This is a genomic window from Pyxidicoccus sp. M6, from assembly GCF_055568925.1.
The window spans coordinates 6,221,083-6,232,270 of sequence record NZ_CM145714.1 but is presented as its reverse complement, the minus strand read 5'-3'; the positions used below and the strand labels follow the sequence as shown (position 1 = coordinate 6,232,270).

The window sequence follows — 11,188 nt, the reverse complement described above, 5'->3', positions numbered from 1 at the left end:
GTCGTGTGTCCCGGGGGGGGCCTTCCCGGGAGGACACCGCAAACGGAGGTTCGCGACGCGCACCCCACCCGCAAATCCGGGGACGCGCGCACGACGACTTCGTCCAGCGTCCCCCTCGGATTCCCCTTACGTTTAGCGGAATCTGGGCATTCAGAAAAGACACCCGTTCACGAAAGACCCACCCACACGGGGTATGACGCGAGCGCTCCATGAACCGGGGTGCCCGAGCGCTCCGGATTTTCCAGCACGACGGAGGATTGAACCGATGAAGTACACCAACCTGGGCCGCACCGGCCTTCGGGTGTCCCGCATCTGCCTGGGCTGCATGAGCTACGGCACGCCCACCTGGCGCCCATGGGTGCTGGACGAGGAGTCCGCGCAGCCGTTCTTCCGCCGCGCGGTGGAACTGGGCATCAACTTCTTCGACACCGCGGACATGTACTCGGTGGGCGTCAGCGAGGAAGTCACCGGCCGAGCCCTGCGCCGCTACGCTCGCCTGGACGAGGTGGTCATCGCCACCAAGGTCTACTTCCCCATGGGTGACGGGCAGAACATGCGCGGCCTGTCGCGCAAGCACATCATCCAGGGCTGCGAGGCGAGCCTGAAGCGACTGGGCGTGGAGGCCATCGACCTCTACCAGATCCACCGCATGGACCCGAACACGCCGCTGGAGGAGACGCTGTCCGCGCTGGACCAGCTCGTGCGCCAGGGGAAGGTGCGCTACCTGGGCGCCTCGTCCGCGTACGCGTGGCAGTTCGCGCGGGCGCTGGGCGTGGCGGACCTGAATGGCTGGTCGCGCTTCGTGTCCATGCAGGGCCACTACAACCTCGTCTACCGCGAGGAGGAGCGGGAGATGCTGCCCCTGTGCGAGTCCGAGGGCATCGGCGTCATCCCCTGGTCCCCGCTGGCGCGCGGCCTGCTCGCGGGCTCGCGCAAGTCGCTGACGGACCGCGAGACGACGGCGCGCGCGAAGTCGGACACGTTCTCCGGCCAGCTCTATGACCAGCCCGGAGACTGGGAGGTGGTGGAGGCGACCCAGAAGGTGGCCACCGCGCGCAACGTGCCTCCTGCCCAGGTTGCGCTGGCGTGGCTGCTGTCACGCCCCACTGTGACGGCACCCATCATCGGCGCTACGAAGCCTGAGCATCTGGAGGACGCGGTGCGCGCGGTCGACCTCAAACTGACTCCCGAGGAGCTGAAGGCGCTCGAGGCGCCCTACAAGCCCCACGAGGTGCGTGGCATGTGACGCAAGCGGGCGCCCCGTGCCGGAAGCCGCGGAGCGGGGCGCTCGGGCGCTGAAGACATCGGCGCCTGCGACACGAGCGCGGGAAACGGCGTCCGCGCTTCGAAGACATCAGAGGTCCAGGCGGACCGGGAGGACGTCGGGAGTGGCCTGCATCGCGGCCCTCGGGCCCGAGCCGCCGTAGGCGATGGCCTCGATGCGGTTGACGGCCGGGGCGGACGGCAGCCGGGGCAGGCACTCCGCCCCGGTCTCCTCGATATGCAGCGTCGGGCGGACCTGCTGGATGCGGGACAGCTCGGGCGGCACGTAATTGACGGCGTCCTCGAAGGCGTAGCGCGTGAGCAGCCGCGTCACGGGCTGGTAGCCGCACTGGGTGACGGTGTTGAAGGGATGCCCGCTCGTCCTCGCGTTGGTGCGCGTCGTCGGCGTCGGAACGGAGTCCGTGTAGGCCTGGGTCTGAAGGCGTGCCACCTGCGTCTCCCCACAGGAGAACTGGACGGTGGAGACAGGCCGCATCACCAGCGTCAGCGCCGGCCGCGTGTCCGCCTTCGCGGTGCGAATGCCCTTCTGGAGGTCCCTGGCGGTGCCCGGGGGCACCAGGCGCGTGCGGCACTCCAGCGGCTGGCCGTCCTCCTCGGCCATGAAGACCACCTGCACGTCACTGACGAAGTGGGCGCCGGAGGCCTCGGCGCGGTCCAGGAACTTCAGCACCAGCTCCGTGCCATCCTGGCCCTTGTCGAAGGGCATGGAGATGGCCCAGGGCTCCAGGCCCGACTGGCGAGCCAGCTCCGCCGGAGCCAGGACGACGCTGGGGCCGGAGCGCTGCGCGGGGCCATGGGCGCAGGCGGAGAGGAACAGAAGAAGAGCCAGGGCTGCACGACGCATGGGGTGTCCTCCCGGATGCGAGCGAACCACACCCAAGGTAACTCCCAGCCCCAGGCCGCATATCGGGCCCTTTTCAACGGGCACACATCAGCGGGACCGCGAATCAGCGCCCAGCAATCCGTTCCCTGCCCGGCTCCGGCCGGTAGAGGCGAAGGAAGAGGCGCACCGCGCGGGCGACACGCGCGCGCCGCTGCGCGTGCGTGGAGTCCTTGAGCACGCCGAGCTGCGCGCGCAGCGTCAGGTCACCGTGGCACAGGGCGAAGAAGTCCTGCGCGGCCAGCGCGGGGTCGTCCAGCACCAGCTCCCCGTTGGCGGCGGCCCGCTCCAGGTACTTCGTCATCCGCAACTGCGTGGCCCGGGGGCCGTGCTCGAACAGCGCCGCGCCCAGCTCCGGGAAGTGGTCCACCTGCGACGTGAAGACGCGGTGCCGCTTGAGGACGGCGGGCGACAGGATGAGCCCCAGCAGGGCCTCGCCAATCTGGGTGAGGTCCTTCTCCAAATCACCCGTCGGCGTGTCCAGCACGTGGCGCAGGTGCTCGTCCAGGGCGCGGCTCTCCTCGGTGAAGCACGCGAGGAACAGCGCCTGCTTGTCCTGGAAGTGGTTGTAGACGGTGGCCTTCGAGACGCCCGCGCGCGCGGCAATCGCGTCCACGCTGGCCCGCTCGAAGCCGAGCTCGTTGAAGACCTCGGACGCGCCCTTGAGGATCTGCGCCCGCTTGGCCGGCGATAGCTCTGTCGGTGCCTTCGGCATGCTCCACCCTTCTCGCCTGTCCCGGCCCCGCCCGCCACCCCCACGGCGCTACTGAACTGAACCGTTCAGTCTTGACGAACAATAGCCGCGACAGTACTCATCCACCAGCCTGAACTGAACCGTTCAGTTCAGGCGACCCATTCGAGGGCCGGCCGCAGGCCGTGAGCCCGATGGAGGCAGGGTGAAGACAGAATCCAGAGTCCAGAGAGCCGCCGGGCGGGGAAGCCCCCGCCGGCCCTTCCGCGGCCCCTATGTCGGAGGCCTGCGGGCCACGGCCCTCGGGGCCCTGCTGCTGACGGCGTGTGGCAACAAGTCCGGCGCACCGGCCGGTGCAGGCCCCATGGGCCCGCAGGGCCCCGTCGAGGTGGGCGTGGTGCAGGTGAATCCGTCACCGGTGACGCTCGCGAAGGAGCTGCCGGGACGGACGTCCGCGTACCGCGTGGCCGAGGTGCGAGCTCGCGTCAGCGGCATCATCCTCAAGCGGCTCTTCACCGAGGGCAGCGACGTGAAGGAGGGGCAGGCCCTCTTCCAGATAGACCCCCTGCCCTATCAAGCCGCGCTCGACAGCGCGAAGGCCACACTGGCCCGGGCCGAGGCGAGCCTGGAGCAGAACCGCCTCCTGGCGCAGCGCGCGACGGAGCTGCTCGCGGCGCGCGCCATCAGCCAGCAGGAGTACGAGAACGCCACCGCGGCGCAGAAGGTGTCCCAGGCGGACGTCGCCTCGGCGAAGGCGGCCGTGCAGACGGCGCAGCTCAACCTGGGCTACACGCGCGTCACCGCCCCCGTGTCCGGCCGCATCGGCCGCGCGAGCGTGACGGAGGGCGCCTACGTCCAGCAGGCACAGGCCACCCTCATGGCCACCGTGCAGCAATTGGACCCGCTCTACGTGGACGTCTCCGAGTCGAGCACCGAGGTGCTGCGACTCCAGCGCGAGCTGGAGGCCGGGCGGCTGCGGCGCGCGGACGCCACGCACGCGCAGGTGAAGCTCCTCCTGGAGGACGGCACCGCGTGCCTCGAGCCGGGCACGCTGCAGTTCTCCGACGTGACGGTGGACCCGTCCACCGGCTCCATCACCCTGCGCGTCCTCGTGCCCAACCCGAAGCAATTGCTCCTGCCGGGCATGTTCGTCCGCGCGCGGCTCGAGGAGGGCGTGGACCCGGATGCGCTCCTCGTTCCCCAGGCGGCCGTCACGCGGGACTCCCGCGGCCAGGCGACGGCGCTCGTCGTGGGCGCGGCGAACAAGGCCGAGCCGCGCACGCTCGTGGCGGACCGGAGCGTCGGTGACAAGTGGCTCGTGACGGCAGGGCTGACCGCGGGAGACCGGGTCATCGTCGAGGGCCTGCAGAAGGTGCGGCCCGGCAGCGAGGTGCGCGCGGTGCCCGCCGCGAGCTCCCCCGGCACCCAATCCGCGCGCTGAGCGCCCGGCACCTCCGAGGAAACCTCAGTGGCCCGATTCTTCATCGACCGCCCCATCTTCGCGTGGGTCATCGCCATCATCATCATGCTGGGAGGCGCGCTCGCGATTCTGGGCCTGCCCGTCGCCCAGTACCCCGCCATCGCTCCGCCGATTGTGAGCATCGGCGCCTTCTACCCCGGTGCCTCGGCGCAGACGCTCGAGGACACCGTCACGCAGGTCATCGAGCAGAAGATGAACGGGCTCGACCACCTGCGCTACATGGCCTCGTCGAGCGACTCGGCGGGCAACGTCACCATCAACCTCACCTTCGAGGCGGGCACGGACCCGGACATCGCCCAGGTGCAGGTGCAGAACAAGCTGCAGACGGCCACCGCCCTGCTCCCGCTGGAAGTTCAAAAGCAGGGCCTGCGCGTCAACAAGGCGGTCAGCAACTTCCTGATGATTGTCGGCTTCATCTCCACCGACGGGAGCATGAGCCGCAACGACTTGAGCGACTACGTCGCGTCCAGCGTCCAGGACCCGCTCAGCCGCGTGCCCGGCGTGGGCGAGGTGCAGCTCTTCGGCGGCCAGTACGCCATGCGCATCTGGCTCAACCCGGACAGGCTCACCAGCTACAAGCTCACCCCCGCCGACGTGAGCGCCGCCATCCAGGCGCAGAATGCGCAAATCTCCGCGGGCCAGCTCGGCGGCGCGCCCTCCGTGGAGGGCCAGCAGCTCAACGCCACCGTGACGGCGCAGAGCCGCCTCCAGACGCCGGAGCAGTTCCGCGCCATCCTCCTGCGCGTCAACCCGGACGGCTCGCAGGTGCGGCTGCGCGACGTGGCGCGCGTGGAGCTGACGGGCGAATCCTTCGAGAGCAACAGCTTCTACAACGGCAAGCCCGCCACGGCGCTGGGCATCAAGCTGGCCACCGGCGCCAACGCGCTGGACACGGCCACGGCGGTGCGCGCGCGCATCGACGAGCTGGCCAGGTTCTTCCCGGCGGGGATGCAGGTCACCTACCCCATGGACACCACGCCCTTCGTGCGGCTGTCGATTGAAGAGGTGGTGAAGACGCTCTTCGAGGCCATCCTCCTCGTGTTCCTGGTGATGTACCTGTTCCTGCAGAACTTCCGCGCGACGCTGATTCCCACCATCGCCGCGCCGGTGGTGCTGCTGGGCACCTTCGGCGTGCTCGCGGCGGCCGGCTACAGCATCAACACGCTGACGATGTTCGGCATGGTGCTGGCCATCGGCCTGCTCGTGGACGACGCCATCGTCGTGGTGGAGAACGTCGAGCGCGTCATGAGCGAGGACGGCCTGCCTCCGAAGGAGGCCACCCGCAAGTCCATGGGGCAGATTACCGGCGCGCTCGTCGGCGTGACGTCGGTGCTGTCCGCCGTGTTCGTTCCCATGGCCTTCTTCGGCGGCTCGGTGGGCGTCATCTACCGGCAGTTCTCCATCACCATCGTCTCGTCCATGGTGCTGTCCGTCATCGTCGCCATGACGCTGACACCCGCGCTGTGCGCCACGCTGCTCAAGCCCGGCGCCCATGGCCACGGACAGCGCGGCTTCTTCGGCGCCTTCAATCGCGGCTACGAGCGCACCAGCACCCGGTACCAGGGGCTCGTCGCGAAGCTGCTGGGCCGCACGGGCCGGTCGATGCTCGTGTACGCCGTGTTCGTCGCGGTGATGAGCGTGCTGCTCGTCCGCCTGCCCTCCGCGTTCCTCCCGGACGAGGACCAGGGAATGCTCCTCACGCAGGTGCAATTGCCGCCCAACGCCACGCTGGAGCGGACCACCGCGGTGCTCCAGAAGGTGACGGACCACTACGTGAATGGGGAGAAGGACGCCGTCGAGTCCGTGATGGCCATCGCCGGCTTCAACTTCGGCGGCCGTGGGCAGAACGCGGGCATCGCCTTCGTGAAGCTCAAGGACTGGGGCGAGCGGAAGTCTCCCGCGCTCAAGGCGAAGGCGGTGGCGGGCCGGGCCATGGGCGCGTTCTCCCGGCTCAAGGAGGGCATGGTGTTCGCCTTCGTGCCTCCGGCGGTGCAGGAGCTCGGCAACGCGACGGGCTTCGATTTGCAGCTCCAGGACCGGGGCGGGCTGGGCCACGAGGCGCTCATCGCGGCGCGCAACCAGCTCCTCGGCATGGCCTCGCAGCACCCGGCGCTGACGAAGGTGCGCCCCAACGGACTCGACGATGCGCCGCAGTACCGCGTGCACATCGACCAGGAGAAGGCGGCGGCGCTGCGACTGTCGCTGGGGGACATCAACAGCACGCTGTCCACGGCATGGGGCGGCGCGTACGTGAATGACTTCATCGACCGGGGCCGCGTGAAGAAGGTCTACATGCAGGCGGACGCGCCGTTCCGCATGCAGCCGGAGGACATCGACCGCTGGTACGTGCGCAACGCGCTCGGGGAGATGGTGCCCTTCTCCGCCTTCGCCACCGGCGAGTGGACGTATGGCTCGCCGAAGCTGGAGCGCTTCAACGGCCTGCCCTCGGCGGAGATTCTCGGCGAGGCCGCGCCGGGCCACAGCTCCGGCGAGGCGATGAAGGCCCTGGAGGAGCTCGTCCAGAAGCTCCCGCCGGGCATCGGCTACGAGTGGACGGGCATGTCCTACGAGGAGCGGCTGTCGGGCTCGCAGGCCCCGGCGCTCTATGCGCTGTCGCTGCTCGTCGTGTTCCTGTGCCTGGCGGCGCTGTACGAGAGCTGGTCCATCCCCGTGTCGGTGATGCTGGTGGTGCCGCTGGGCGTCCTCGGCGCGCTGCTGGCGGCGCTGCTGGGCGGGCTCAACAACGACGTGTACTTCCAGGTCGGCCTGCTCACCACGATTGGCCTGTCCGCGAAGAACGCCATCCTCATCATCGAGTTCGCCAAGGAGCTGCACGAGCAGGGCCGGACGTTGAAGGACGCTGCGCTGGAGGCGGTACGCATGCGCCTGCGCCCCATCATCATGACGTCGCTCGCGTTCATCCTCGGCGTGCTGCCGCTGGCGATTGCGAGCGGTGCGGGCTCGGGCAGCCAGAACGCCATCGGCATCGGCGTCATCGGAGGCATGGTGTCCGGCACGGTGCTGGCGGTGTTCCTCGTGCCCGTGTTCTTCGTCGTCATCCTTCGCAGATTCTCGAAGCCTCTCACCGTGGTGCCGCCGGCACCCGCCGTCGAAGGTGTCGTCCATGGTTAGACATTCCCTGCTGGCCGCCGCGAGCGTGGCCCTGTTGTCGGGCTGCACGCTCGCTCCGAAGTACCAGCGTCCCGAGGCACCCGTCGCCTCGGCCTTCCCAGGGGCCTCCAAGGATGAGGGAGGCCAGGGTACGCACTCGGCCGACCTCGGCTGGAAGGATGTCTTTGGAGACGAGCGGCTGCGGCAGCTCGTGGCGCTGGCCCTGGAGAACAACCGGAGCCTGCGCATCGCCGCGCTGAACGTGGAGCGCGCGCGGGCGCAGTACCGCATCCAGCGCGCGGACCTGTTCCCCACCGTCAACGCCACCGCGAGCGACACGATTCAGCGGCTGCCCGCCTTCCAGAGCCCCACGGGACAGGCGGTGGAGTCGAGCACGTACAGCGTGGGCGTGGGAGTGACGGCCTACGAGCTGGACTTCTTCGGCCGCGTGCGGAGCCTCAACAATCAGGCGCTGGAGCAGTACCTGGCCCTGGGCGAGGCCCAGCGCACCGCGCACCTGGCGCTCGTGGCGGAGGTTGCGCAGGCGTACCTCACGCAGCGCGCGCTCGATGAGCAGGTGAAGCTGGCGCGCCAGACACTGGAGACGGTGGAGGCGTCCTTCGACATCACCCGGCGCAGTCACGAGCTGGGCCGGGCGTCGGAGCTGGACCTGCGCACGGCGGAGACGCAGGTCCACGCCAGCCGCTTCGCGCTGGAGCTCTACCAGCGTCAGCAGGCGCAGGCACAGAACGCGCTGGTGCTCCTCATCGGAAGGTCCCTGCCTGAGGGGCTCCCCGCGCCGCAATCGTTGGTCGACCAGCACCTGCTCGCGGAGCTGCCTGCGGGGCTGCCGTCGGACCTGTTGCAGCGCCGGCCCGACATCCTCCAGGCAGAGCACGCGCTCAAGGCGGCCAATGCCAACATCGGCGCGGCGCGCGCCGCGTTCTTCCCGTCCATCACCCTGACGGGCTCGCTGGGCACGGCCAGCGATGAGCTCTCCGGCCTCTTCGGAAGCGGCTCGGGCGTGTGGAGCTTCATCCCGCAGATTCGCCTTCCCCTCTTCGCGGGAGGCCGGCTCCGGGCCAACCTCGACGTGGCGGAGGTGTCGAAGTCCATCGAGGTGGCGCGGTACGAGCAAACCATCCAGACGGCGTTCCGCGAGGTGGCGGATGCGCTCGTCGCCCGTGACTCCTTCGACGCTCAGCTCCAAACACAGACACAGCGCGTGGCCGCGGAGGAACAGCGCTACAAGCTCTCCGAGCAGCGCTACCGGGCAGGCATGGACAGCTACATCAACCTGCTGACCGCGCAGCGAGACCTCTACAGCGCGCAGCAGACGCTCATCACCGCGCAACTCTCGCGCCTGTCCAACCTGGTCAGCCTCTACAAGGCCCTGGGTGGTGGGTGGCTGGCGAGCACGCAGTCACCCACGGGCACCAGCGCGGGCGGGTAGACCGGTCCGTGCCTGGCCGTGTCCCAGGGCCTCGGTCTCTCCGAAGAGGCCTGGGTGTGAAGCCCCACCGCGTCACGCCACGCGTGACACGGTGGGTCGGGTGAAGAACTCCCGGATAATCACGGAGCAGGCGTCGCGCCCAGGCCCGGAGTCTCCGCTCTCGTGCTCCGCCGCGCTTGCAGCGCGTGGGCGAGGCCCATGCCAGCGAACATGGCGAGCACGAAGACGAGCGGCTGCGAGGCACCGCTGGCCAGCGAAGTGAGCGCCGGGCCGGGGCAGTAGCCACCGAGCCCCCAGCCCACGCCGAAGAGGCCCGCGCCCACGAGGAGCTTCCGGTCCACCTGGCTGCCGGAGAACATGGGGAACTTCGCGGCGAACAGGGGCCGCTCCCGCCTGTGGATGAGCGGACGAAGCGCCGCGTGCACGGCGATGGCGCCGGCCATCACGAACGCGAGCCGGTAGTCCCAGTCACCCGCGAGGTCGAGGAAGCCGAGGACGTTGGCCGGGTCCGTCATGCCGCCGAGGCCCAGGCCTAAGGCGAAGATGAGGCCGCTGAGGAACGCACTGATGGAAGGACGCATGGGAACTTTCTCTAGAAGACGTGGCGGACCAGGAAGACGGTGAGGATGCCGGTGGCCATGAAGGTGAGCGTGGCCGCGATGGAGCGGGCGGAACCCCGGCTGATGCCGCAGATGCCGTGTCCGCTGGTGCAGCCGTTGCCCAGCCGCGAGCCGAACCCCACCAGCAGTCCGGCCCCCACCAGCAGCGGAATGCCGCCCGCGTTCAGGGACGAGGGGGCCGCGAAGGAGCCGGGACGCAACCACGCCAGCAGCAGGCCGCCGGTGAGCAGCCCGGCGAAGAAGAGCACGCGCCAGGCGATGTCACCGCGGACGGGAGCCAGCAGCGAGCCCACCACGCCGCTGATGCCGGCCACCCGGCCATTGGCCAGGAGCAGAAGCGACGCACTCAGGCCAATGAGAGCCCCGCCCAGGAGGGGAAGAATGATGGAGGAAGTCATGCCCCGTTGGAGCCAGGGTCCAAGAAGAAGGATTCACCCTCCGTTTTCCGGCTCCGCGGCGGGCGCGCTGCAGGAGCCCGCGCCCAGGTTGGAGAGCCATCCCCTGCTCCCCTGCCTGCCCCAGTCCGACTGGAAAACGCCCTGAATCCTTTTCGCGGCCCCCTGGCTCTCATGGACAGGAGGCTTCGACATGATTTTCCGCCAGCTTTTCGATTCAGAGTCCTCGACGTACACGTATCTCATTGGCGATGAGGCCACGCGCCAGGCCGTCCTCATCGACCCCGTGCTGGAGCAGGTCGACCGGGACCTGCAACTGGTGAGCGAGCTGGGCCTCACCCTCACGCACGTCTTCGACACCCATGTGCACGCGGACCACGTCACCGCGTCGGGCGTGTTGCGCGAGCGCACGCAGTGCACGGTGGTGGGTGGCGTGGGAGGCGCCTCATGCGCCAACGTCCAGGCACACCACGGGGCCGAGATGCGCGTCGGGCAGCTCGTCTTCCAGGTGCTCGCCACCCCGGGACACACGAACGACAGCGTCAGCTACCTGCTCGGCGACCGCGTCTTCACCGGGGATGCCCTGCTCGTGCGCGGCAACGGCCGCACCGACTTCCAGAACGGGAACGCGAGCCAGCTCTACGACAGCCTCACCCGCGTCCTCTTCACACTCCCCGACGACACGCTCGTCTACCCCGGCCACGACTACAAGGGCCGCACGGCGACGAGCATCGCCGAGGAGAAGCGGCATAACCCTCGCGTGGCCGGCAAGAGCCGGGAGGAGTTCATCCACATCATGGCGAACCTCAACCTTCCCAAGCCCCGGAAGATTGACGTCGCTGTCCCCGCCAACCGCGCCTGCGGACACGTGGCGCCCTCACCGCAGGGCGCCTGAGCGCCCTGCCCTGCTCCGAAGGAGGCACGAACATGACTCCCCGTCCGTACCAGGACATCACGCCCTCGCAGCTCGACACGCTCGGCTCCGGGGTGCGGCGCATCGACGTGCGCGAGCCGGATGAGTACACCGGCCCCCTGGGCCACCTGCCCGGGGCGGAGCTCGTCCCGCTGGCCACGGTGGAGGAGGCCTCCGCCTCCTGGGCCCGCGAGGCGCCGCTGCTGCTCATCTGCCGCTCGGGTGCACGTTCCGCGAAGGCCGCGCAGGCGCTCGCCCGACGTGGCTTCACACACCTCTACAACCTGGCGGGCGGAATGCTCGCCGTGCGCGAGACGCCCGCTGCCCGGCCCCAGGGCTGAGCGCGGATTCGCGCGGGAAA

The 11,188-nt window shown here is 69.4% G+C and carries 10 protein-coding genes; 6 read left to right on the top strand and 4 right to left on the bottom strand.

The window, feature by feature from the left end; translation table 11 throughout:
• Positions 1-265 precede the first annotated feature (265 nt).
• Positions 266-1,246 (top strand): aldo/keto reductase, encoded by a 981-nt coding sequence (locus ACVTJA_RS24965; RefSeq protein ID WP_465839741.1) that lies wholly within the window; start codon positions 266-268, stop codon positions 1,244-1,246.
• 108 nt (positions 1,247-1,354) lie between these two features.
• Here the strand turns inward: ACVTJA_RS24965 and ACVTJA_RS24960 are convergent, their stop codons facing one another.
• Both ACVTJA_RS24960 and ACVTJA_RS24955 read right to left on the bottom strand, forming a co-directional pair.
• Complete coding sequence (locus ACVTJA_RS24960; RefSeq protein ID WP_465839740.1) at positions 1,355-2,128, bottom strand: hypothetical protein; 774 nt, start codon at positions 2,126-2,128, stop codon at positions 1,355-1,357.
• A gap of 103 nt (positions 2,129-2,231) precedes the next feature.
• Positions 2,232-2,879 (bottom strand): TetR/AcrR family transcriptional regulator, encoded by a 648-nt coding sequence (locus ACVTJA_RS24955; protein ID WP_465839739.1) that lies wholly within the window; start codon positions 2,877-2,879, stop codon positions 2,232-2,234.
• Positions 2,880-3,060: 181 nt separating this feature from the next.
• Between ACVTJA_RS24955 and ACVTJA_RS24950 the strand changes: the two genes are divergently transcribed.
• Genes ACVTJA_RS24950 through ACVTJA_RS24940 form a run of 3 tightly spaced genes read left to right on the top strand, consistent with a single transcriptional unit; the run spans position 3,061 to position 8,899 of the window.
• Positions 3,061-4,296: an efflux RND transporter periplasmic adaptor subunit gene (locus ACVTJA_RS24950; RefSeq protein ID WP_465839738.1), complete on the top strand. Its 1,236-nt coding sequence runs from the start codon at positions 3,061-3,063 to the stop codon at positions 4,294-4,296.
• Positions 4,297-4,323: 27 nt separating this feature from the next.
• A complete protein-coding gene (locus ACVTJA_RS24945) occupies positions 4,324-7,467 on the top strand; it encodes an efflux RND transporter permease subunit (protein ID WP_465839736.1) in 3,144 nt (1,047 codons plus the stop codon).
• Positions 7,460-8,899 (top strand): efflux transporter outer membrane subunit, encoded by a 1,440-nt coding sequence (locus tag ACVTJA_RS24940; RefSeq protein WP_465839734.1) that lies wholly within the window; start codon positions 7,460-7,462, stop codon positions 8,897-8,899. The genes ACVTJA_RS24945 and ACVTJA_RS24940 overlap by 8 nt, the downstream gene beginning before the upstream one ends.
• Before the next feature lie 119 nt (positions 8,900-9,018).
• On the opposite strand, the gene ACVTJA_RS24935 is transcribed toward ACVTJA_RS24940, so the two are convergent.
• Positions 9,019-9,414: a DUF6691 family protein gene (locus ACVTJA_RS24935; protein ID WP_465839733.1), complete on the bottom strand. Its 396-nt coding sequence runs from the start codon at positions 9,412-9,414 to the stop codon at positions 9,019-9,021.
• 77 nt (positions 9,415-9,491) lie between these two features.
• Entirely contained in the window at positions 9,492-9,917 is a 426-nt protein-coding gene (locus tag ACVTJA_RS24930; RefSeq protein WP_465839732.1) for a YeeE/YedE family protein, read from the bottom strand.
• A 190-nt stretch (positions 9,918-10,107) separates the two neighbouring features.
• Here ACVTJA_RS24930 and ACVTJA_RS24925 point away from each other — a divergent pair, with 190 nt between their 5' ends.
• Both ACVTJA_RS24925 and ACVTJA_RS24920 read left to right on the top strand, forming a co-directional pair.
• Positions 10,108-10,809, top strand: a complete 702-nt coding sequence (locus tag ACVTJA_RS24925) for an MBL fold metallo-hydrolase (RefSeq protein WP_465839730.1) — start codon at positions 10,108-10,110, stop codon at positions 10,807-10,809.
• Positions 10,810-10,841: 32 nt separating this feature from the next.
• Positions 10,842-11,168 carry a rhodanese-like domain-containing protein gene (locus ACVTJA_RS24920; protein ID WP_465839729.1) on the top strand — a complete coding sequence of 109 codons (327 nt, stop codon included), beginning with the start codon at positions 10,842-10,844 and terminating at the stop codon, positions 11,166-11,168.
• The last annotated feature ends 20 nt before the right edge of the window (positions 11,169-11,188 follow it).